23 protein-coding genes and 1 pseudogene are annotated in these 23,554 nt (G+C 43.7%); 12 read left to right on the forward strand and 12 right to left on the reverse strand.

The window, feature by feature from the left end:
* Positions 1-109: 109 nt before the first annotated feature.
* A complete protein-coding gene (locus RMO79_RS14365; RefSeq protein WP_310483859.1) occupies positions 110-391 on the forward strand; it encodes a transposase in 282 nt (93 codons plus the stop codon).
* Positions 392-524: 133 nt separating this feature from the next.
* Here RMO79_RS14365 and RMO79_RS14370 read toward each other — a convergent pair whose 3' ends face one another.
* Positions 525-812: a helix-turn-helix domain-containing protein gene (locus tag RMO79_RS14370; protein WP_310483860.1), complete on the reverse strand. Its 288-nt coding sequence runs from the start codon at positions 810-812 to the stop codon at positions 525-527.
* Positions 813-1,654: 842 nt separating this feature from the next.
* On the opposite strand from RMO79_RS14370, the gene RMO79_RS14375 reads away from it, so the two are divergent.
* A complete protein-coding gene (locus RMO79_RS14375) occupies positions 1,655-1,837 on the forward strand; it encodes a hypothetical protein (RefSeq protein WP_310483861.1) in 183 nt (60 codons plus the stop codon).
* 74 nt (positions 1,838-1,911) lie between these two features.
* On the opposite strand, the gene RMO79_RS14380 is transcribed toward RMO79_RS14375, so the two are convergent.
* The 4 genes from RMO79_RS14380 to RMO79_RS14395 form a co-directional block, all read right to left on the reverse strand.
* The gene (locus RMO79_RS14380; protein ID WP_310483862.1) at positions 1,912-2,121 is read right to left on the reverse strand and encodes a hypothetical protein; all 210 of its coding nucleotides are present in this window, start codon (positions 2,119-2,121) and stop codon (positions 1,912-1,914) included.
* 355 nt (positions 2,122-2,476) lie between these two features.
* The gene (locus RMO79_RS14385; protein WP_310483863.1) at positions 2,477-3,133 is read right to left on the reverse strand and encodes a hypothetical protein; all 657 of its coding nucleotides are present in this window, start codon (positions 3,131-3,133) and stop codon (positions 2,477-2,479) included.
* A gap of 40 nt (positions 3,134-3,173) precedes the next feature.
* Positions 3,174-3,635 (reverse strand): hypothetical protein, encoded by a 462-nt coding sequence (locus tag RMO79_RS14390; protein WP_310483864.1) that lies wholly within the window; start codon positions 3,633-3,635, stop codon positions 3,174-3,176.
* 73 nt (positions 3,636-3,708) lie between these two features.
* Complete coding sequence (locus RMO79_RS14395) at positions 3,709-4,962, reverse strand: radical SAM/SPASM domain-containing protein (protein WP_310483865.1); 1,254 nt, start codon at positions 4,960-4,962, stop codon at positions 3,709-3,711.
* 207 nt (positions 4,963-5,169) lie between these two features.
* Here RMO79_RS14395 and RMO79_RS14400 point away from each other — a divergent pair, with 207 nt between their 5' ends.
* Positions 5,170-6,573, forward strand: coding sequence for an ATP-binding protein (locus RMO79_RS14400; protein ID WP_310483866.1), 1,404 nt, complete (start codon positions 5,170-5,172; stop codon positions 6,571-6,573).
* 230 nt (positions 6,574-6,803) lie between these two features.
* The gene (locus tag RMO79_RS14405; protein WP_310483867.1) at positions 6,804-7,763 is read left to right on the forward strand and encodes a tyrosine-type recombinase/integrase; all 960 of its coding nucleotides are present in this window, start codon (positions 6,804-6,806) and stop codon (positions 7,761-7,763) included.
* A 45-nt stretch (positions 7,764-7,808) separates the two neighbouring features.
* On the opposite strand, the gene RMO79_RS14410 is transcribed toward RMO79_RS14405, so the two are convergent.
* The 5 genes from RMO79_RS14410 to RMO79_RS14430 form a co-directional block, all read right to left on the reverse strand.
* The gene (locus RMO79_RS14410; RefSeq protein ID WP_310483868.1) at positions 7,809-8,273 is read right to left on the reverse strand and encodes a tryptophan-rich sensory protein; all 465 of its coding nucleotides are present in this window, start codon (positions 8,271-8,273) and stop codon (positions 7,809-7,811) included.
* Between the two features lie 19 nt (positions 8,274-8,292).
* Positions 8,293-8,736, reverse strand: coding sequence for an NADAR family protein (locus RMO79_RS14415; protein ID WP_310483869.1), 444 nt, complete (start codon positions 8,734-8,736; stop codon positions 8,293-8,295).
* An 87-nt stretch (positions 8,737-8,823) separates the two neighbouring features.
* Complete coding sequence (locus RMO79_RS14420; RefSeq protein ID WP_310483870.1) at positions 8,824-9,999, reverse strand: GNAT family N-acetyltransferase; 1,176 nt, start codon at positions 9,997-9,999, stop codon at positions 8,824-8,826.
* A gap of 23 nt (positions 10,000-10,022) precedes the next feature.
* Positions 10,023-12,179 carry a type I DNA topoisomerase gene (gene topA, locus RMO79_RS14425; RefSeq protein ID WP_310483871.1) on the reverse strand — a complete coding sequence of 719 codons (2,157 nt, stop codon included), beginning with the start codon at positions 12,177-12,179 and terminating at the stop codon, positions 10,023-10,025.
* A 120-nt stretch (positions 12,180-12,299) separates the two neighbouring features.
* The gene (locus RMO79_RS14430; RefSeq protein ID WP_310483872.1) at positions 12,300-12,890 is read right to left on the reverse strand and encodes a TetR/AcrR family transcriptional regulator; all 591 of its coding nucleotides are present in this window, start codon (positions 12,888-12,890) and stop codon (positions 12,300-12,302) included.
* A gap of 204 nt (positions 12,891-13,094) precedes the next feature.
* Between RMO79_RS14430 and RMO79_RS14435 the strand changes: the two genes are divergently transcribed.
* The 8 genes and pseudogenes from RMO79_RS14435 to psbM all read left to right on the forward strand — a co-directional run bounded on the left by RMO79_RS14435 (position 13,095) and on the right by psbM (position 21,136).
* Positions 13,095-14,504 (forward strand): biotin/lipoyl-binding protein, encoded by a 1,410-nt coding sequence (locus RMO79_RS14435; RefSeq protein WP_310483873.1) that lies wholly within the window; start codon positions 13,095-13,097, stop codon positions 14,502-14,504.
* Positions 14,505-14,560: 56 nt separating this feature from the next.
* The gene (gene devC / locus RMO79_RS14440) at positions 14,561-15,739 is read left to right on the forward strand and encodes an ABC transporter permease DevC (protein WP_310483874.1); all 1,179 of its coding nucleotides are present in this window, start codon (positions 14,561-14,563) and stop codon (positions 15,737-15,739) included.
* A gap of 56 nt (positions 15,740-15,795) precedes the next feature.
* Positions 15,796-16,521, forward strand: a pseudogene (locus RMO79_RS14445) (DevA family ABC transporter ATP-binding protein).
* Between the two features lie 90 nt (positions 16,522-16,611).
* A complete protein-coding gene (locus RMO79_RS14450) occupies positions 16,612-17,193 on the forward strand; it encodes a Rieske 2Fe-2S domain-containing protein (RefSeq protein WP_310483875.1) in 582 nt (193 codons plus the stop codon).
* Positions 17,194-17,295: 102 nt separating this feature from the next.
* Positions 17,296-18,648, forward strand: a complete 1,353-nt coding sequence (locus RMO79_RS14455) for a TIGR03279 family radical SAM protein (RefSeq protein ID WP_310483876.1) — start codon at positions 17,296-17,298, stop codon at positions 18,646-18,648.
* A 68-nt stretch (positions 18,649-18,716) separates the two neighbouring features.
* Positions 18,717-20,390 carry a TolC family protein gene (locus RMO79_RS14460; protein WP_310483877.1) on the forward strand — a complete coding sequence of 558 codons (1,674 nt, stop codon included), beginning with the start codon at positions 18,717-18,719 and terminating at the stop codon, positions 20,388-20,390.
* 174 nt (positions 20,391-20,564) lie between these two features.
* Positions 20,565-20,861: a 2Fe-2S iron-sulfur cluster-binding protein gene (locus RMO79_RS14465; RefSeq protein WP_310483878.1), complete on the forward strand. Its 297-nt coding sequence runs from the start codon at positions 20,565-20,567 to the stop codon at positions 20,859-20,861.
* Between the two features lie 158 nt (positions 20,862-21,019).
* Entirely contained in the window at positions 21,020-21,136 is a 117-nt protein-coding gene (psbM, locus tag RMO79_RS14470; protein WP_310483879.1) for a photosystem II reaction center protein PsbM, read from the forward strand.
* A 218-nt stretch (positions 21,137-21,354) separates the two neighbouring features.
* Here psbM and rpe read toward each other — a convergent pair whose 3' ends face one another.
* Positions 21,355-22,044: a ribulose-phosphate 3-epimerase gene (gene rpe / locus RMO79_RS14475; RefSeq protein WP_310483880.1), complete on the reverse strand. Its 690-nt coding sequence runs from the start codon at positions 22,042-22,044 to the stop codon at positions 21,355-21,357.
* Between the two features lie 197 nt (positions 22,045-22,241).
* The gene (hemL, locus tag RMO79_RS14480; RefSeq protein ID WP_310483881.1) at positions 22,242-23,543 is read right to left on the reverse strand and encodes a glutamate-1-semialdehyde 2,1-aminomutase; all 1,302 of its coding nucleotides are present in this window, start codon (positions 23,541-23,543) and stop codon (positions 22,242-22,244) included.
* Between the last annotated feature and the right edge of the window lie 11 nt (positions 23,544-23,554).

A 23,554-nucleotide genomic window follows, 5' to 3' on the forward strand; every position in this document is an offset into this window, starting at 1 on the left:
CTTTCCTTCGGCGCAAGCGTGGCAACCTTATAGAACCCATTGGAGATCTTTTTAGGGCGATCGAGTAAAATCAACAAGATAGGTAAATCCGAGCAGGAAAGGGCTAATCATGGGATATTCAAGCGATCTGACTGATAAACAGTGGGAAATAATCGAGCCATTACTGCCACAGAAGAAAAAAACCAGACCTCCTGTGTGGGCAAAGCGGCAACTTCTGAATGGGATATTCTATCAACTCAAGAATGGTTGTAATTGGGGTGACTTGCCTAGAGATTTGCCCCCCTATTCAACAGTATTCTGGCATTATCAACAGTTGTGTAAAGATGGTATTCTCGATTCTCCAGTCGGAGACGCTCCGCGAACGAATCAGTTCAGTTTCAGCAATGTTTAGCCCTTCGGGTTCGGCAGGAGAGGCATAATATAAAGAACCAATATGATGCGTATTCAAATTATCACAAACTAGTTTAATCATTGGTGCTTCTGGATAATCTTCATCTAGTAATTGTTTGATTTCTTCAGCCCAATCAAACCAGCGTTCTCTGCGGACGATTGCTCACTCTTCTCCATCCAGCGATCGGATCGACAAACATAAATATTGATTCAACACCATTGCGCTCATAATGATAATCTTCCTGTGGTGTTTCTCGATATTTTCTCTGTAATGCTGGCTTAACTCCTTCGAGTACAAATTTCTTTCTAATTGAAGCAACTGTATTGATATGCATGTTTAAAGCTTGGCTGATATCTTCATCTCGCCATCTTCCTGCTACTGCATTATCATCTGCCATTAATAGCACGTTGGCGTGATTCACTTGCTTTGCCGTTTTTTTGCCATTTTTGCTAATTTCTATCAGCTCCTCTCGCTGCTCCGATGTGAGTTCTATTCTATACTTGATATTGGGGTTACTTATAGTGGCGATCGCTAACTCTTACCCACAATTTTAAGCGTGTCGAGCCACTACTGGGACTATCAATCTTTACGATCGCGATCGAGTCTGCTTTCCTTAATTGTCGATAGTTAACAATAATGAGCGAGCGAAAACCAGCAAATTATCCCTATATTATCGCGGCATATTTACTCGTTACTCCAAAGAGCGTTAAGAATGGAGAGATCCATTGTAGATGGGAGTTTGCGTTCGCGTAGCGTTGCGATAGCAAATTCCTGGTTTGAGGCTGGTGTTCATGAGATCGTACGTCTTTTCTGATTCTGCTGCGGTGTAAGACAGGTGATAGATGCCCAGGTGCCAACTTATAAGGTTGTATTACTCCAGATTCTACCGAACCTGCTATGCTAATTTATCTATAATGCTCCCGTTCTGGCGATTACCTCCGGTAGGCTACGCCAACGAAAAGATTGGTCTTAAAGCTCTCATAATGCTTAACTGGTAAGAATCGTGCAAGTATATTATCATATTAAATGACGGGAAAATTATCGATCGATATCCTGAGTTTTGCGTAATGACATCTAAATCACAACTAAAAACCATTATGGTGAGTTTCAACGTTTTAGTGATGGTAAATTAATTAATTTCCTCAAGCGACTAGATGCCAAGGTTACACTACATATCCAAGATAAAAATCTCACAAATGAATCAAGTGAGACGCTAGTATTGTTGTAGTTGTAGCAGATATTTAGACAAGAGGGGGAACGATCGTGAATAATCAACAAATTATGTCAGATCCAGAACTAGATCACCGACTAATCGGAAATTTGCGCCGCGCTCGCCTTGCTTTTGAGGAAGTAGACCTTCAGCTCGAAGAGTTAGTAGCTAAATGTGATGAACTAATTCGGCAGCAAAAGTTAGAACGCATTAAGCAAAAGCAAAAAAATAGTTAATCCATTGTGCCCCAAGTATATTGTTCGATCGCCATTGTTAAGTAGCTATATCGATCGAAAAGACATACCTCTATTTATTGGTTAGATTGGACTCTCTGCAATAATCTTTCTCGTTTGTGTTGGCGTAGTTCCAGATCGATTTGAGAGATTGCATCATCTAAGAACAAATTATATAGCTCTAGCTGACGATTACTCTCTCGCAACTTGTCGAGACAATTTTTTCTCGTTTCTTCATCGGGATAGGGATATTGTTGGTGTAGCCTCGTGTTTGGAGAATCAGTCATGACAAGTTCCAACCTCTTTTAATCTCTTGAATACTCGCATTGGCAGCTTCTAGATTCGATTGTCCGTTCTCAATTGCCTTTGCCCATGACTCTAGCATAACATTTGCCGCGATTGGTTATGCTTCCAAAAGATTCAAGCTTATTACTCTCATGTTTTAGTAACAACAGATCGAGTAGAAACAGCACAAAGTATGTGAATATAGGTCTAGAAATTAGCTAAAATATAAGCGGTGGGCACTGCCTACCTTACTGGGACGACCATACTAAAATTGTGGGTAACGCGATCGCTAAAAATATTACTGATTGTATTTTTCAGAGTTCTAAATGCCCACATTTTTATCTGGTCACGCCACTACTACGAAGATAAGCTTTCAATTTTCTCTGTTTCTTTTATCTTCTCAGCCGTTATATCATAAATCCAATATTCTTCTTGCTCATGATTTGAATACCAAAAAGCTCCTTTTAGGCGATCGTTTTCAATGAATTTTAGCCTTATGGTTCCAATATCTTGAGTTCTATTTTGTACGAATACTCCAAAGTAGTAATAGCTACAAAAAAAATTGAAGAATGAGCCATCAAAAGAACTAGTAAATTCAGAATTCAGACAATCTCCAGTAATTTTTAGTTTAAAGATAGTGTGTTCTATCGTAAAATTTATAGTGTTGTCAGGGTGACTCAAGAAATTATCTTCGTTTGAGATTATATTCTTATCAGACTTGAGTCTTTTTGGACGGAAAGTTTTAACTAATTGACCAGTGTATTTACCACCTAAAAATTTCTTGCCTGACAAATTATAATAAAGATTGGCGATATCTTCTCGATCGCAAATAAAAGATGCTGCTGCCAAAGCAGTTGATATCTGAAAGATCACTTTTAAAATATCTACGTCAGCACTTAAATTAGTGGTGCTATAATTAGACATTACATTCGAGAATAAGATGTTAGATAGGTGATAGACAACAAGTGCCAGCATCACAAAAATTCTTAAAGTTACTGCAAAATTTTCAGACATAGTTATTATAATTTTAATTTATATAAAAAAGACAAATAAATCATAGCTTGGTGTATCCTCTCAGTGATATTATGAATTGTTCTTTTGAAACTAGAAAGCCAAGCTTGTCTTCTGAATTTCGAGAATGACAAAGACCTAGTTTTCTATGTAATGCTATTGCCAAAATATTATTTTTGTATGCGTCCCCTTCAACAGTATCAAACTCTAAATTTTCAAGCCGACTACAAGTATCTTTGATTAGGGTGCGGAAAATATATTCACACCCCTTTTTAATTTGGAGTGATATGACAATAAGTTTTTTGTCTTTCAGGCTAAATCTCACAAAAGCAAGCAATATTTGACTTCTATAGCAATAGACAATTAAATCTTCATCTTTATGTTCATCAGTCAATCTCTTTCTTGAAGAAATCTCATCATACTCTTGACAAAAACATCTGTCTGCGTATGTTAAGTTCTCTTTTTCTAAATTTATGATGTCATCAAAAAGTAGATTCAATTCCATTATAGGTATTCTCTCAAATAAAAATCATGAACATCTTAGACTGTCTAAGATGTTCATGAATAAACATATCTAGTTATTTTCCATCACGATACTTGTCTTCGTACGTATCACGATATGGTTCTTTCGCTCCGTCTCCATATCTGCTATCATCGTAAGAGTCTAACATCAAATAATTTTTATCAACAAGAGCTTGATGGAGTGCGAATATATCCGATTCTCTTTCTAAAAAGTAGTTGTAGAGCATTTTAGTACTCAAACATTCTACGTTAGCACGAGAGTTCGATCTAGATATAAATGCTTGACAGCCGAATCCACAAATCTTCCTTGCCGAGCAATCATTACAGTTAAACCAGTTTTCAGGATTGAGTGCATGGAAATCATCAACTTTTCGCTCGAATTCCTCGAATTCGCTAAAGTTGGCTAAATCGCCTAGAAAATAATCTGAATCATCCCATTTAAACCGTCCACATGGTAATAAATTGCCATCTGAGGTTATGCCTAGTACTCGGCTTCCTGCTCCACATTTTCTAGCACCGCATAATGACTTGGTTTCATGAGAATTTTCTCGACAAAACCAATCGATCTGCTCAATTAGATTATGTTCTATAATTCCTTGTCCTCTGGACTCGATCATGTAGTCAGTAATCGCTTTGTGTGCCTGAAAAATTTGTTCTGGCTTCAAATCTGGAATGTTAGAGCCTGCGCCGACTGAATAGACGACATTAGCCTTAAAATCTTTAACGTCCATCTCATCAAATAGCCACTCAGTACTTTCCTTGAATTTATCAAAGTTGGAGTGGTTAATGGTCATGAGTACACCGATTCTCAAGCCATTTTCTCTAGCCTTTAAGAAATTTTTGATTACTCGTTCGGCACCAGGACGCATTGAGGCAATTAAAGTAGCAGAACCGTCTAGGCTAGCTCCGACACTTACTTTATTATCTCTAAAGAGTTCTAATTTTCGATCGGTTAGATGTGTAAGATTTGTCTGAATACTCAGACTTGCTTTTTTACCTGTCGATCCTTCAAGTGTTTGACAGATTTGGAAAGCCTCTGTATACCAGCTATCGGGTAATAAGGTTGGCTCCCCACCATGAAATATAAACTCAATTGTGTTTTTGCTAGAACTATAAAAAGCCTTCTCAGCAATCTCTTGGAAAGTTGCTATGAAAACATCACCGCTTTTGGTGATGTTTTCATAGCAATACTCACAATCTAAGTTACAGCGTTTTGTTACCTTGATGATGAGCGCGTCAACATTACTGAATCGGGAATCTTGCTTACTAGATAAATCTGTTGCTTGTCCATTTACGGCGAGTACAGTCATCGTGAGTTCTCCTATTACCAACAGTTAGCTCGATCGCAATCGAATTAGTATTAATTACAGATATCGATGCTCACTACATGTTAGTCCACTATCTCAGTAGTTGCCCACTGGCAAAACTAGGTGCCTGTAACAAATCATGCTCAATTTTCTTTAAAATCATTGGACAAACTTAGAAAAAATTGGATGAGCTAGGTTATAATTGGCAAAATGGCAATACAACTTAACATGAATGTCACTAAAGTTCTGAAAGTAGCTGACAATCTGGTATTTTCGGCAAGAAAGAAACACCTGAATGACTTGGAAAGATCGATTGTTGAGGGTGTCTATGAAGGTAAAAATTACAAAGATATAGGAAAGGAACATACTCCATCATGTACTGAGGCGCATGTGGGTGAGATTGCTGCTAATTTGTGGAAAGCAATTTCCGATGCTTTGGATGAAAAAGTTAGTAAGGCAAATTTTAAATCTGCAATAGAAAGGTATCACTCGGAAATTGAGTCTTCAACAGGGTTTGTCCAGCAAATTAACCCATTGAATGTTTGTTCAGATATCACTATTCATAATCAATTAGATCCTCATTACAAACAGATAAATTTATCGAATACCCCACAGTATTTAAAAACCATTCCCGATCTCGTACCTATCTACGATCGAACTCAAGAGCTAGACTCGCTCAAAAACTGGATACTCACAGAAAAATGTCGATCGATCGTCATCTCTGGTACTGCTGGTATTGGTAAAACTGCTCTAGCCAGACAATTAGTAGAAGAGATTAAGGGTGATTTTGATGAGATCGTTTGGCAGAGTTTAGGCTGTCAGCGTTCTGTGGTGGAATTTATCGATCGCAATCTCATCGCGTCACTCAATATCGCGGCTTTACCTGAACCACCATTAGATTTAGAAGCTAGGTTATCTCTACTACTGGAACATTTTCGAGAGCATCGCTGTTTGATAGTTTTAGACGATCTCGACCGACTCTTTAGCAGCGGTGAATTAGCAGGTAATTATACGGAAGAATATCGAGAGTACCGAGATTTATTTAGGCGAATTTGGGAGACAAATCATCAAAGCTGTATATTGCTGCTGAGTCGGGAGGAGCCGAGTGAAATGACTGGATCGGTTAGTAATAATAGCTCGATTCATTCTTTGCCACTGGGCGGATTGGGTGATGGTGGTAGTGAAATATTTAGAGAGAAGGGATTGAGTGATGAGGAGCGATGGGATTATGCGATCGAGTATTTAGGTGGAAATCCGGCTTATCTACAATCGGTAGCGATCGCGATTAACAAGTTATTTGGTGGTAAGGTTGGTGAATTCTGTAAATATGAAGAGTTATTCCTGACTGAAGAGATCGGATCGCTGCTGACTCATCAATTCGATCGATTATCACCAGCAGAACGAGAAGTAATTCGCTTGTTAGCTAGTGAGACTGTACCAATAAATATATCTAGAATTATCGAGTCACTAAATAGATCGCCAGCAGATGTAGGGAATGCGATCGTGTCATTGGGTAGACGGGGATTAGTCGAGCGGACTGAAACGGATGATGGTACTGTTTTTAGCCTGCGATCGATTGTTATGCTCCAAGCAAGACTGTTGGCTCTAGATTAACTTTAGAGGATGTCTGAACAGGTCTTTTGATGTGGATCGTAGATCTAAATCCCCCTAAATCCCCCTTAAAAAGGGGGACTTTAAAGCCCCCTTTTTAAGGGGGTTGGGGGATTCAGATCTCAAAACGAAGTCTATTACTCAATAAATCCCGAACTGGAGATCGATCGCAGGCAAAGTATTCGGGTAAGATTGAGGGCAACCCGATTACTCAAAGGTGAGAATTAATTACCTTGACATTACTCTCTACCATCGCTGCATCACCCTTATCCCTGCAAGATATCGCCCAGCGGGACTTGCTACAGGAACTAATCGCCGATCGCAGGTCGCCGAATACGCGGCGGACGTATACTAAGGCATTGGTAGACTTTTTCATGCAGGTAGCTCAGGCTGCACCGACACCAGCATTAGTTGGGGAATTTTTGGCACTCGATCGCTATCAGGCGATGACGTTAGTATTGAGGTATCGCCGGATCTTAACCGATCGCGGGTTGGCTCCTTCGACTATAAATACCCGACTGGCGGCGATTAAAAGTTTGGTGGGTTATGCGCGCAAAGTGGGGCAATGTCACTACGATCTGGCGGATGTCGAAGGGGTGCGGGTGGAGAATTATCGGGATACTTCGGGGGTGAATCCGACGGAGTATCAGTTGACGATCGGGATGTGCGATCGCGATACTGTTAAAGGGGTGCGGGATTATGCGATCCTGCGATTATTGTGGGATAACGCGCTGCGGCGGGCGGAATTGTGTCAGGCGAATGTCAAGGATTTCGATCCGCAGGGGAGTAAGTTGTGGATTATTGGGAAGGGGAAGGTGCAGCGGGAATCCGTCGATCTGAGCCGTCAGTCGGTACAGGCGATTCAGGCGTGGTTGGAATTGCGGGGGAAATGTAAAGCCAGCGAGCCGTTATTTTGTACGCTCGATCGGGCGACGAAGGGGCATCGATTGAGTGGGAATGCGATCTATAATCTCGTCAGAGAGACGAGTGCAGCAGCGGGGATATACAAGGTGATGAGTCCGCACCGCGTCCGTCACAGTGCGATTACGGCGGCTTTGGATGCAACGAATGGGGATACGCGGCGGGTGCAAAAGTTGAGCCGTCATGCGGATTTGAATACGTTGACGCGGTACGACGATAACAGGCGGCATCATCAGGGCGAAGTGACGAAAATTCTGGCAGAATTAGTGTAGGATTTTGGGCATATTCCCTATTCCCTATCCCCTATCCCCTATCCCCTAATTCAACCCTTCCATTACCCAGGTGACATAGGTACCGATCGGACTCCAGAGCAGATAGGGAATTAACAAGATCGTTGCCATGCTCGAAACCGGGAATACTAAAATTGCCAGAATGACACCGATAACCCAGCCTACCGCACCGACGATCGTTCCGGCGCGCAGATTCTTAAACCAAAACATTGAGGGCGTGTAGAGCATAATTGCCACCTCTAGCAGCAGATATACAGCCATCAATCCCCAGGGTGGATTTTTAACTGGTGCTGCTTCCCACACATTATAGGCCGACCACACGCCGCAAATTAAAATCGCCGTCCAAATTACCGGAATCAGCCCCTCAAATGTCAGCCAGTTGGGGCGACGTTGGCGATTGAACCAGCGATATCCTTCCGGTGTATTTAGTCTCCCCAGCCCGATCGCAACTACTACCGCCACGATCCCAATTACCAGCCAGGATTTAATCATGTGAATTATCAGTAAAAAATTACGAATTCTCCCTTAATATCCCTCTGACCTGCATTAAAGTCAAGCCGAGTTGATTTTTGCCCGTACCATCTTTACCGCAGCCCCAATAATAGTCATTGGGAGCATTTTCGATGATTTCTTCATCGCCAGTGCCGAGTAAAATTTCACGAATATCTATGTGAATTTGAAATTTACACAGCACGGCGCGGAGCATGATTTCGTCTTTGACGCTTTCCCAATCGGGGCGTAATGGTAAAGTCCTTTTGCGACCCATTTTAGCAGCATCGTTGGGCGTATTTACCGATCGAATTTGTTCGAGATAGGGGGTGTTGATAAATTTCTGGGCTTGAAAGTAGTGTTCGGTGGTGTTCCACCATAATTTATCCATCACGAATCCATGCTTGGAAAAGTTGGAGAAGCAGCCGTATAGTGGTTCGCGATCGGTATAGAAATAAATAGTCAAGGGAATTGTAAAATGGGATGAGTTTGAATTCTCAATTCGATTGAGTTCTCCTATTAATTGTAAACCAATCATCGAGAAATGATTATTTCAGGAGTACTTATAAATCATATTGAATGAACCGCCCCCAGTCCGATTGACAATTTCGCTGCCATCGACTTTCACAAACCCGACTCGTTCGTATAGTGAGATCGCCTGAGAGTGCGCTCGTACGCTTAGGGATATGGCTGGAAAAATCTCTCCAGCTACGGCAATTATTTGCATTAATAATTTCGTCCCAATTCCCCGATTTCGATAATCTGGTAATACGGCAATGGCTAATTCGGGAATGTCCTCTCCCAGATAACCAAATCCGCGATCGTCACTCGGAAATAATCGCAACCAAGCCGCACCAAGCGGTTTTTCGTCGATTGCCATAAAACCCAGATCGCCAGCTCTACCCCAATCTTTAACATAGTGTAAAAGATCGGGATGCGATTGCACATTTGCGACCGATGATTCGTGCGCGGCATACATTAGCATCATCCACAATATCGATTCGTCGGTAGCAGTCAAAGCTCGAACTCGATAATCGATCGCCCGTGCAACCAGATGTTCTTGTTGCCACATTTCTAAGGACACATCGGGCAGATCGACGAGTACTTCTTCCCAGGTTTTAGCTGTTTGTAAAACTTCTACTACCACGGGTAGGGGTTCTGCAAAAATATTGGTAAAATCTGCTTCTTGCGGCAGTTTAATCTCAAAGGCTAATTGCTCTTGCGGTGGGGTGAATCGAGAGTTAATTCCGGCTTTATTCCCCCGCGCATCGACGCGATACCAGCCAATTTCTGGTAAGAAAATTGCATTCAAACCATGTAAAGTACAAGGTATTTTACTATAAATTAATTTCGATGGTGGCGAATCGTCAATAGTTAAGCGTTGATAGCAAAACCCCGCCGGAATCTGATTAGCACGCAGTAAAGCAGCCAGTAAGTGGCTTTTAGCAAAGCAGTAACCCGTTCGATATTTAAGGACATCCGACGCGCGACAGGTAACCGGATTCATCTGGTAGTCGCAACTGTGATGAATTTCATCGCGTACCCATTCAAAACAAGCTTTGGCAATTTCTTCAGTAGTTTGAGATGGTGAAGCCAGATGATGGGCGAGTTGTAAAATTTCTGGGTGTTGCCAATCGATGATGTCACTGGTTTGTAAATATGCGGCGAGATCGTCTGAATCGATCGGTTTTTTCAAGTTATTAGATTTTGACTCTTTCTTCTTACCCATTATTTACCATCCATTTAAGCCTGTCAGGAAGCTACATTTGCACCAAGATTACCCAATTTTGGACTCCACCACTGCCCCTGGTTGCCCTGAAAATAGGCAACATCCTTGTGTTTGGGCTTGCTCCGAGCTGCCGCATCCGAACACCTTAACATCGACTTGGATTGCCCATCCTTATTGTAACTATATTCTTCCAGCGGTTTCTGGCAAACCGGACAAGGATGTTCCGTAAGTTTTGATGGCGATGACTGTTCGGTTTTAGGCTGCGGAATTTGCCATTCGTTCGTTCGATCCGACCAAAACAGCACTAACCCTTTACCCTCTGGATCTTTACAGCCATCCTCACACTTGAGAAAATAGCCCTTTTTCACCTTCTTGGTAGGTACTTTGGACATGGGCTTGCTACAAGTCGGACATTTAGAGCGCGATTTCTCCAGCGGCTTACCCTGGAAAGATCCATAATCTTGTGCTGGCAGATTCTTAGTAGCCTTGCTTAATGCTGGCACGAAATAACTTTGATTCCACTCAATCAGATAACTTTGCCACTCTTGTTTCCCCTTCGAGATTGCATCGAGTTCTGTTTCCATTTGAGCGGTGAATTCCGATTGAATCAATTCTGGTAAAGCTTGCATCAGAAAATCATCCACTTGCAAACCCACCGTCGTCGGTTGCACTTTACTCTTGACTAACTCGACATAATTACGCTGCTTGAGCGTAGCAATCGTTGGGGCATAAGTAGAGGGACGACCGATGCCGCGACGTTCCATCAATTGAACGAGTTTTGGTTCGCTGTAACGTGGCGGTGGTTGGGTCTGTTTCTGCTCGTGACTGACGTTATTTGCGGTAAGTGGTTGTTTTGGATGCAAGCTAGGCAATACCGCATCACCGCTGATATCTTTCCAGTATTTGGCATAGCCAGCAAATTCGAGCATTTGTCCTCTGGCTTGCCACTGGATCTCGCCAGATTGAGTGACGATCGTGGTTTTGCGAATCTGTGCGGGTTTGCATTGAGAAGCGATCGATCGCATCCAAATCATCAGGTATAGCGCGAATTCATCCTCTGAGAGCTGCTGTTTGAGTTCGCTTGAGGCTTTAGTAATATCCGTCGGTCTGACAGCTTCATGGGCTTCCTGCGCGTCTTTGGAACTACGCTGTTTGGCAACCTTATTAGGTACATTATCTTTGTCATGAGACATCAGCCATTCCCGTGCGGCTTTACAAAAATCCTGACTGAGTTCGACTGAATCAGTCCGCATATAGGTAATTAACCCCGCTTCATAGAGCTTCTGAGCGACTGACATCGTATGTTCGGGACTGAACTTCAATCGCGCTCCTGCGGCTTGCTGAAGTGAGGATGTGATAAATGGGGCGGGTGGCTTTTTGGGAGCGAGTTTACCCTCGATCGATTTAACTTGATGGGGATGAGATTTGCCAATCTCCACCAACCTTTCGGCTTCGGCTTGACTCAATACACGAGTCGATTCGGCGACTTTTTCTGTCGCTCCAGCATCGTCGCTGGTTTCTTCCTCTGTGGTTGGTGAGACAGTTTGAGCCGTGCCATTGTAGAAAGCACGGAATCCTTCGGCATAGTCTACAAATACCGACCAATAATCTTGGGGGATGAAGGCTTGAATTTCTCGCTCTCGTTGGCAAACTAGGTGAAGGGTTGCAGACTGCACCCGTCCGACGCTTTTAGCACCGTTATTCAGTCGCCAGATTAGGGGCGATCCTTTGTAGCCCACCAATTTGTCCAGACAATCACGACACCTCCCCGCTTCTACCAAAGCCATATCGAGCGATCGAGGACTAGCGATCGCTTTTTTGACTGCGGACTCAGTAATCTCTTGATAGACAACCCGCTGAGGCTGTTTGAGTTTTAATACCTGGGCGATATGCCAACCAATTACTTCACCTTCTCGATCTGGATCTGAAGCGATGAATACTCGATCTGCTTGTTTGGCTGCGGCAATTAGTCCCGCGATCGTTTGTTTAGCACGATCGTCGCGGGGGATGTAGCGACAATCAATCGTATTTGAACCCAGCTCAAACCCTAACGAACCGTCCCCATCGTTGGCAAGTTGGCGGATATGCCCGATCGAAGCCTTCACATCCCAGTCCGATCCGAGGATGCTTTTGAGCTTTTTGATTTTGCCAGCAGATTCAACAATGAGTAGGTTTCGCATGTGAGGCTTTAGGCTTTAGGGGATAAGCGACGACTAAGGGTTCTGAATAGTTTAAATTTTAGGATAAATTAAGTTAGAGTCAGCGCATTGTTAAACTCTGTTACTATTTTTTAGACGAAATTATGGTGAGGAACAGAGCATCATTTCCATTAGATTATCGACTACTCGCGATCGCTCGATCGGCATTACTTCTCTGACATGTAAAATATTTTGGGATATATGATAATAAACTAATGTGCCGATAAATAACGAAGTCGCTGCTTCTGGGTCGGATATTTTCAACTCTGGATGTGAAATAATATATTGGATTACTACATCATTAATCGGCTTGAAAAGATTGACGCTACATGCTTTTGCTAATTCTGGAAAGCGTCCCGATTCACCAATAATCGTTCGCATAAAGCAACTAAACTCTTCGTCTTCAAAATTCTTGAAAGTTACTTCGGCGATATTTCGTAAGACGATTTTCGGATCTCCATCAAGTGGTTCGCTGCCAAAAGTCGAGCTGAATTTTTTCTCGGCTAGGTTTTCAATTAAAGCCTGAAATAGTGCTCCTTTATCTTTAAAATAACTATAAACTGTCGGCTTCGATACGCCAGCCGCCGCCGCGACTTTTTCCATACTCGTACCCGCGTAGCCGCGCGCCAAAAATTCCTGCATCGCTCCTTGCAGGATTTGTTCGACTTTTTCTCCGTTATGTTCTGCGTTCAAATCTCTCGCCTGTGTCAACCCGATTTTTAATATCTCTTTACTCACATTCTAAAGCCTAAAGCCTAAAACCTAAAGTCTAAAGCCTAAGCAGCTAGCCACTATTTTACACATGCTTGACTAAACGGTTTAGTAAAGATATGCTGAAGTCAGCTAATAAATTACTAAACGGTTTAGTAAACCCGTAACGAACTGGAGCGAAAGAGGATGCTGCAAAAATCGGATGGATTGCCTGGGTGGAATAGTTGGCGAGTGCGGCTACTTGTGGGAGCGATGGCGTTGCTTGGCATCGGGATACCCGTTTATGTCAACCAACAGCAACAACAAACAGCCGCAGCCACCAAAGTCCAACAGACAGCCGTAGTCGCGCCTACAACCGTGACAGCCTTGGGGAAATTGGCACCTAAAGGGGAAGTCATTAAGCTATCTGCGCCGACATCGAACGAAGGCTTAAAAATCGAGAAACTGTTGGTAGAGGAAGGGGCGACAGTTAAAGCTGGGCAATTAATCGCGATTTTGGATAGTCAGGGACGCTTGCAAGCGGCGGTAAATGAAGCTAGAGCCAAAGTCAGCGTCGCCGAGGCAAGTCTGGGAAAAGTCAAAGCAGGAGCCAAGCAGGGCGAAATTAATGCCCAGCAAGCCACAATTGGCAAACTCAAAGCCGAACGGGGAACGGGCATCGAAGCCCAGCAAGCGACAATCGCCAGACTAGTGGCAGAAACAGCCACTCAAATTGAAGCCCAGCAAGCCACAGTTGCGAGGGTAAAAGCCGAGACAGCCACCCAAATTGAAGCTCAAACCGGAGCCATTGCTGAGGCTCAAGCTGGACTTATTAACGCTCAAGCCGAGGATAAACGTTACGCGACTCTGGCTCGACAAGGAGCGGTTTCGGCATCTAGCGGCGACAGTAAGCGGTTGACTTTACAAACAGCACAGCAGAAAGTAAATCAGGCACAAGCAAATTTAAAGCGCATTGCATCTTCGGGGCAGCAACAATTAGCCGAAGCTCAAGCTAATTTACGCCGAATTCAAACATCTGGACAACAACAGATTGTTGAAGCAAAAGCTAATTTGCGAAAGCTCGAAACATCGACGCAACAGCAGATTAAAGAAAGTCAATTTACGCTCGATAAAATTGCCGAAGTGCGTCCGGTAGATGTAATGTCTGCCGAAGTAGATGTCAAAAGTGCGATCGCATCTTTAAAACGTGCTGAAGAAAATCTTACTCAAGCTAATATTAAGTCGCCCCAAGATGGTCAGATTTTAGAAATTTTTGCCCGTCCGGGGGAAGTAGTGGGCACTAATGGGATTGCCGATATTGGTAAAACCAGTCAAATGTATGGAGTGGTGGAAGTTTACCAAAGTGATATTAATAAAATTCGAGTCGGACAACAAGTAAAAATTACTAGTAATTCTCTATCTGGCGAACTAAAAGGCACGATCGATCGAGTTGGCATTCAAGTCAAGCGTCAAAATGTAATCAATGCCGATCCGACTAGTAATATAGACGATCGCGTTATTGAAGTTCATGCGATTTTAGATTCGGCATCGAGTCAAAAGGCGGCTAAGTTTACTAATTTGCAAATTCAAGCAGTTATCGATCTCAATTCTCAGTAGGTCATTGCTTGAATTACTTTAAGGTGATAATTAAGAGCTAAATAGTAGATATTTTTATGCTAAAATTAATCCAAAAACTGACTCGTCGAACTCCGCTAGGCTGGTTACAACTGACCCAACATAAAAGCCGATTTGCAGTGGCAATTTCTGGGGTGGCATTTGCAGACTTATTAATGTTAATGCAATTAGGATTTCAAGGTGCCTTATTCGATAGTGCCGTTGTATTGCACTCAAAATTAACAGCAGATATATTTATTATCAGTCCCCAGGCATTAAATATTGGAGCAATGTCTACATTTCCACGCCGCCGACTATATCAAGCGATGGATATAACTGGGGTAAAATCGGCAGAGCCAATGTATGTCAATTTAGTGACTTGGAAAAATCCGCAAACTCGCGATAAGAAAAATCTCATTATTGTCGGATTTAATCCCGATCGACCGATCTTTAATTTACCAGAAGTTAACAGCCAATTAGCTAAAATAAAACAATCGGACACACTATTATTCGATCGGCTGGCGGTTGGTGCTTATGATAAAGTTGTAGAAAGCGTAAATACTGGAACAGCAGTGACTACCGAAATAGAACGTCGGACTGTTTCTGTCAATGGATTATTTTCAATCGGTTCTTCGTTCTCAGCCGATGGACATTTGATGACGAGTGAAGATAATTATTTACGATTATTTTCTCGACAATCTCAAGGTAATATTAATGTGGGTTTGATAACGCTCAAACCAGGTTACGATCCTACTCAAGTAGCTCAACAGTTAAAAGCTTATTTACCTAAAGAAGATATTAAGGTGCTGACAAGGGCTGAATATATTGCTTTCGAGCAAGGATATTGGCAACAGCAAACGCCAATTGGGCCGATTTTTAACCTCGGTGCAATTATGGGATTCCTGGTGGGAGTAATTATTGTTTACCAAGTTTTGTCCACCGATGTAAATGCTCATCTCAAAGAATATGCAACTTTTAAAGCGATGGGCTACAGCAATACTTATTTGCTGGGAATTGTATTTGAAGAAGCATTAATTCTTGCCATAGTGGGCTTTATTCCAGGTTTAATCGTATCGATCGGACTTTATGGTGTTGTTGGTGGTGCGACCAATTTACCGATCGCTATGACGCTTGTTAGAGCAACTCAGGTACTCACGGGTACTCTAATTATGTGTATGCTTTCTGGTGCGGTTGCAACGGGTAAAGTTCAAGCAGCCGATCCTGCTGATATGTTCTAAGTTAATTAATAATTAATAATTAATAATTAATAATTAATAATTGATAATTAAATATTATGCTAGAACCAGTTATTTCTATTTCTAATCTCGACCACTACTTCGGTGTGGGGAAACTTCGCAAGCAAGTATTGTTTGATATTAACCTGGAAATAAATGCAGGTGAAATTATTATTATGACTGGGCCATCTGGTTCGGGTAAAACTACGCTATTAACTTTATGCGGTGGATTGCGATCCTCGTTCCGAGAGGCTTCGCCAACGGCACAATCTGGTAGTCTCAAAGTATTAGGAGCGGAAATGTGTGGAGCTTCTGCAAAACAATTGACACTCGCCCGTCGCCATCATGGTTATATCTTTCAGGCTCATAATTTACATGAGAGTTTAACTGCTCTCCAAAATGTTAAAATGGGCTTAGAATTACATGCTGAATATTCTGTTCGAGCAATGACCGATCGATCGATAAAAATGTTATAATTAGTAGGGCTAGCCGATCGGGTAAATTATTATCCAGATAACTTATCTGGCGGACAAAAACAACGAGTGGCGATCGCCAGGGCACTTGTCAGCCAGCCTAAAATTCTCTTAGCAGACGAACCAACAGCCGCATTAGATAAACAATCGGGGCGCGATGTAGTAGATTTAATGCGAAAATTAGCAACAGAGCAAGGCTGTACGATTTTACTCGTAACTCACGATAATCGGATTTTAGATATTGCCGATTCGATCGTCTACATGGAAGATGGCAAATTAGCAACAGCTCCAGATTTAGTCATGGCAAACTAAATCTGGATGAGAGGATGTCTGAAAAGTCAATTCTCTTCAGCCAAAACCCTAGAAATCCCCCCTAACCCCCCTTAGAAAGGGGGGAACCGGATGGAAGTCTCCCTTTTCAGACATCCTCTGACACAAGTAGAAATAGCTAGAATTGAAGTATTCGATCGATCCTTAATCATGATGAAACGTCGCTCATTTCTCAGATATTTTAGTATTGCTTGGCTGACTAGCTGCTTTCCGATAGTTTTAGCAATTTGCACTCCTAATAAATCGACAGCTCAAACTACTACCGATCGAAATCCGGTTAAACCAGGTGCGGCTAAAATAGATGCAGGTTTTACAGTCATTGGTACCGTTGCCGATCTCGAAAAAAATGGCTATCTCCAGACTAAAGAAGTTGCAGTTTTAAGAAACTCTGCTAATCCTCAAAAATTAATTGCTGTCAATCCTAAATGTACCCACCAAGGTTGTGATGTAAAATGGATAGCGGAAGAGAAAAAATATACATGTCCCTGTCATAGCTCCAACTTTGAAGCCAACGGCGAAGTCATCAACGGCCCCGCCACCAAGCCCTTAACCGCCTATCCTGCTAAAATTGTTGGTACCCAAGTCCTAGTCAAAATCGTAGCCCCACCAAAACCCACCCAGAAAACTCCATCTGGACGCGGACGTGGGAATTAGGTTTTAGGTTTTAGGTTTTTAGGGGAAAGAAAATAGGCTCGATAGTTTTTCTCCTCCCACACCCCCCGTCCCCTCGTCCCCCCCTCTCCCAGTCCCCCAGTCATGAGTGAAAATGCAATTCGTCCGGCGATGATTACCGGAATTATACCCGATTCGATCGCGGCAGAAATTGGATTTACTCCTGGCGATCGATTGGTCAAAATCAACGGTCAAAAGCCGCGCGATCTGATCGATTATCAGTTCTTATGTGCGGATGAAGTGCTGGATTTAGAAGTATTAGACGCTAAGGGAAAAGCTCACCAGATCGAGATCGAGAAGGATTATGATGAAGATTTGGGTTTGGAATTTGAGTCGGCTTTATTCGATGGATTGATTCAGTGCAATAATAAGTGCCCCTTCTGTTTTATCGATCAACAACCTCCCGGCAAACGCGAATCTTTATACTTTAAAGATGATGATTATCGGTTGAGCTTTTTATATGGGAGCTACTTAACGCTGACCAATCTCAGCACCAAAGAATGGGATCGGATCGCCCAGATGCGGCTTTCGCCCTTATATGTATCCGTTCACGCTACCGAGCCAGAAATTCGATCGCAACTGCTCAAAAATCAACGCGCTGGCGAAATTATGAACCAACTGAAATGGTTTGAGTCTCACCGCCTCGAAATTCACGCTCAGGTAGTATTATGTCCGGGGATTAACGACGGCGTGCATCTAGAACGTACCATCCGCGATTTAGCCAGCTTCCATCACGGCGATACCCCCGCAGTGGCTTCCGTCGCCGTCGTTCCCGTCGGCTTGACGCGGTTTCGTCCCAACCTTACCGAACTCAGTCCCGTTACGCCAGCAGTCGCCAGAGTTGTTATCGCCCAAGTCGAGAGCTTTCAACAAGAATTTAAACAGCAGTTTGGTTCTACCTTCGTCTGGTTAGCCGATGAATGGTACCTAATTGCTGGAATAGAACTACCGCCGAGCGATTATTATGAAGATTATCCCCAACTCGGTAACGGTGTAGGTTCGATTCGTCGCTTCCTGGATGAATTTGCCCAAGAAATTGCCGAATGGGAAATTACCGAAGTAAATCCCCCTCACACCTGTACCTGGGTGGTCGGCAATGCCGTCGAGAATGCCTTCCAACCTATCGTTAACCAGTTAAACCAGGTACCAGGTCTACAGGTCAACTTAGTCGCCATTGCCAGCCAATATTGGGGGCAACAGATGACAGTCACCGGGCTAGTTACCGGGCAAGATTTACTTGCCGAGCTGCCAGGGCGAGATTTAGGCGATCGCATCCTCATTCCCAGCGTCATGCTCAAACACGACGAAGATAAATTTCTCGATGATGTGACACTCAGCGAATTAGCCCAAAAATTACAAATTCCCCTCATTCCTGTCAGTGGGATTCCAGATTTTCTGGAGAAATTAGGGGAAGATAGATCTGGGATTAATAGCTGATATCTGGGGCGATGAGATCGCCCGATCGCATCCCTTCTTTATTTAGCAATTTTATCAACCAATCGCGTATGCTAACCTCGATCGAATTCATCCATCTGCTCAACACCCGCATTGCCGCTTACCGTCAAAAACTGAGTCGAACCGCCAACTTACCAATTAGGCACACTCACAGCCAGATTCACAGCCAGCAACGTGTCATCAGATTACAAGCGATTTGGGCAACGATCGCTCTGATTGTTGGTAGTTTAGGACAAATCGCCCCTGTCCGAGCCAATCCCCTCGATTTTGCTGGCATCCGTCAGAGTTTAAAACTACCGTCAACAAACCAGCAATCTTTACCAAGCGCGGCTCGTGCGAGTAACAACTCCGAGCGAAAACCATTTTTGAAAGTAATCGCTCAAACTCCGGCTACTCCAACAACTCCAACGACTCCAACGACTCCAACGCCCCCACCACCAACTAACACAGTCGATGGAAAGCTGATAAATAACATCAACCCACCCACAACAGTTAAGATTGGGGCGACTAAACGAATCACTCTGCAACAAGCCCTAGACATTGCTGCGCGCAATAACAGAGAATTACAAACTGCCCGTCTCACGATCGATAAAAGTCAAAACGATGTCCGTGAAGCCGAATCTGCTAAAAACGTGCAAGTTGGACTCAGCAGTACTCTAAGCGCACAGGGTTCGCCAGTAATTACCACTCCCGCCCCCAACCAGAATACCAATCTAACTACGAACGTTAGTGGTTTTGTTGAAGCTACTTATAGCCTCATCAACCAAACCCTAGACAAACGGATCGACTCTGCTAAAGCTCAAGTCAAGTTCGATAGCGCAGATCTCGATCGAATCCAGCGCAGCATTAAAAGCCAGGTCATCACTGCTTATTACGATTTACAACAGAGTGACTCCATCATTGTAATCAACAATGCTGCCGTTCAAGATGCCACTCGCAGTTTAAGTGATGCACAACTCCAAGAAAAGGCTGGTGTCGGTACTAGATTCGACATCCTCCGCTCTCAAGTCCAACTAGCTACCGCCAACCAAGATCTAACTAATTCTCAATCGCAGCAACGAACCGCTCGCCGAAAAATCGCTCAACTATTGAGTCTAGATGACACTACCGATTTTCAAGCCGCCGATGCCGTCAGCCAGTTGGGTGCTTGGAATTCAACTCTTGAAGACAGTATTCTGCTAGCCTTTAAAAATCGTGCCGAAATCCGACAACAAGAATTTCGGAAAAAACTGATCAGTTTCCAAGATGAAATTAGAGGTGATGATTCTGCACAAGTTAACTTGTTTGCCAACTACAACTTGGCTAAAACCATTTCCAATAACAATCCTGCCCAAGATGGATACAGTCTGGGCGCACAGTTACGTTGGAATTTCTGGGATGGTGGCGGATCGGCAGCGCGTTCTAGTCGGCGGAAAGTTAATGATGAAATTTCCGATAGTCAAGTGATTATCGTCCGAAATCAAGTTCGATTTGAAGTCGAACAAGCTTTTAATACTCTCGGCTCCAGCCAAAAAAATATCGCCACAGCGACTCAAGCACTCCAACAAGCCGAAGAAAGTCTCAAACTAGCTCGGTTGCGCTTTCAAGCTGGAGTCGGTACGCAAACCGATGTCATCCAATCTCAAACCGAACTCGCCCGCTCTCGTGGCAATCGCATCACAGCTATTCTCAACTACAATCGCGCTATAGCCATTCTTCGCACTGCCACAGAGGTGCCGGAGTAGGTTTTAGGTTTTAGGGAATGGGGGATAGGGAATAGGGAATAGGGAATAGGGAATAGGAAATTTTACTTTTTACTTACTCCCCCGTCTCCCCGTCTCCCCCTCCCCCCTTGGCAAAACTGTCAAATATCTTAATAATTCTTAATAGGGCATAAATTATTTTTAGGGGTATATGAGATGAGTGCGATTAAATTTATTAAAGAGAACAAGGAAATTATCGTCGCGCAGGGGTCAAATCTGCGCGAGAAGGCGGTACAAAACCAAATTGATATCTATACCTTCAAAGGGAAGCTAATGAACTGTGGTGGCTACGGTCAATGCGGGATGTGTGGCGTAGAGATCGTTGAAGGGATGGAAAATCTCTCACCGCGTACGGATTTTGAGAACCGCAAATTGGCAAAAAAACCCGATAACTATCGCCTTGCGTGTCAAACCATCGTCAATGGCCCAGTCAGTGTAAATACTAAGCCTTAGTTTCGACTCCATATCGCTGGCGAGGATATGTAATACTCCTCTCTGGCTGGATGTAGCGATCGCAGGATGTTAAATCTTTACCCTACTGTCTAGACCTTCTCTGAAAATGATATTCTAGTTTAGGTAAGCAATAATAATACTTTATAGGAATTACGCTAATGCAAACTAACGATTTAGGTTTTGTTGCCAGCCTGTTATTCGTCCTCGTGCCAACAATTTTCCTGATTATCCTCTTTATTCAAACCAATAGCCGCGATACTGGTGCTGATTCATAGATATTTAATATTTCAGATCGACACAAAAGACTGCCAAGAGTAAATCTCTTAGCAGTCTTTTTTAAGGCAATAAGATCTAGGATTTAGGAGATAACGACCTCAAGCCTAGCTGGTGGGAACTGCCCACCCTACTGGGTATAGTTTCCCTGGCTACTAATAGCTAATACCTAAAACCTAACACCCATCTCACTAAAACCCATAACTAGCAACTTGGGTTATTAGGCAGTTACTAGTTCTGGACGTTTGCTATTGCGAATATTTTTAATTGCTTCGGCATAGTCAGGAGCATTATATACCGCCGAACCAGCGACGATCGCATTTGCACCAGCTTCAATGACTTGCCAGCTATTATTAGCCTTGAGACCGCCATCGACTTCAATCCAAGGATCTAAACCGCGATCGTTACACATTTGACGCAATTTAGCAACTTTGGTGACCGCACTAGGGACAAAGCTTTGACCGCCAAAACCGGGGTTGACGCTCATAATTAAGACTAAATCGCATAATTCGAGCACGTACTCGATTAGTTCTAGGGGCGTACCAGGATTGAGGACGACACCTGCTTGCTTGCCTAATTCTTTGATTTGTCCCAAAGTGCGGTGCAGGTGGGGAGAAGCATTATGCTCGGCATGGACGGAGATAATATCTGCGCCAGCTTTAGCAAAATCAGCTACGTATTTTTCGGGTTCGACGATCATCAAGTGAACGTCTAAGGGCTTTTTAGTATGGGGGCGAACGGCTTCAACGATCATGGGGCCGATAGTAATATTTGGTACGAACCGTCCATCCATGACATCAACGTGAATCCAATCGGCACCAGCGGCATCCACAGCCCGAATTTCTTCACCTAAGCGGCTAAAGTCTGCCGAGAGGATCGACGGGGAAATGACTAGGGATTTTTGGCTCATAGTTACTATAGTTCTCCTAAAATTAAGTTTTTTGTGAAAATTCTTACAATTTCTTTAATTTTAACAGGGGTGAGGAATTAATTAGCTAAGTTCGGAGATGGGAGTTCGGAGATGGGGGGATGGGGGGACGAGGGGACGAGGGGATTTTTAATCCAAATTACTCCAAACTCCCATCTCCCATCTCCCATCTCCACCATCTACATTTGAGACATAACGATCCGTGCTGCTGCTAGAGTACGATCGATATCTTCCTCGGTATGGGCTAGTGAAGTAAACCCAGCCTCAAACTGCGATGGAGCGAGATAAATACCTTGCTCTAACATGCCGCGATGGAACCGACCGAATTTAGTCACATCCGACTGTTTGGCATCTTCAAAATTGTGAACTGGCCCTTCACAGAAGAATAACCCAAACATCCCGCTGATATTGCCACCGCAAGCCGCGTGTCCGGTTTCTTTGGCGATTTGGACTAGTCCATTTGCCAAGCGGGTGGTGATTTTGTCTAAGTACTCATAAGCACCTGGTTTTTGGAGCAGCTCCAGCGTTTTAATTCCGGCTGTCATTGCTAGCGGGTTACCCGATAGCGTACCTGCTTGATACATCGGTCCCGCAGGTGCGACCATCGACATGATATCTTTGCGTCCGCCATAAGCACCGACGGGTAAACCACCACCGATGACTTTACCCATCGTGGTGAGATCGGGAGTTACGCCAAATCTCTGCTGTGCGCCGCCGTAAGCAATCCGGAAGCCAGTCATGACTTCATCGAATACCAGTAATGCGCCGTATTCTTGAGTGATTAATCTCAAGCCTTCGAGGAAACCAGCATCGGGGACGATAAAGCCTGCATTACCGACGACGGGTTCGAGAATTACGCCAGAAATACTGTCGGGATTGGCAGCGAATAGAGCTTTGACAGCTTCTAAATCGTTATAGGGTGCCGTGAGGGTATCGGCAGTAGTCGATTTTGGTACGCCGGGGGAATCGGGCAAACCGAGGGTGGCGACACCAGAACCAGCCTTCACCAAGAACATATCCGCATGTCCGTGGTAACAGCCTTCAAACTTGATAATCTTATCGCGTCCGGTAAAGGCGCGCATCAGCCGCAGGACAGCCATACAAGCCTCGGTGCCGGAATTGACAAATCGCACCATTTCCACGCTGGGAACGGCATTAATTACCATCTCTGCGAGGACGTTTTCGAGGTAGCAGGGCGCGCCGAAGCTAGTCCCTTTGGCGAGGGCATCGTGGAGGGCGGCGATTACTTCCGGGTTGGCATGTCCGCAGATTGCTGGCCCCCAACTGCCCACATAATCGATATACTGATTGCCATCTACGTCCCAGACGTAGGCATCTTTGACACGATCGAATACAATCGGTTGACCGCCGACAGATTTGAACGCGCGCACGGGGGAATTCACCCCACCCGGCATCAGTTCGCGAGCTGCTGCAAATATTTCTTCTGATTTTGTAGTTTTCAAATTAGATGTAGAAACCAATTTTTTCTCCC

It is taken from the genome of Chamaesiphon sp. VAR_48_metabat_403 (assembly GCF_031422475.1).
In the GTDB taxonomy this organism is placed as follows: Bacteria; Cyanobacteriota; Cyanobacteriia; order Cyanobacteriales; family Chamaesiphonaceae; genus Chamaesiphon.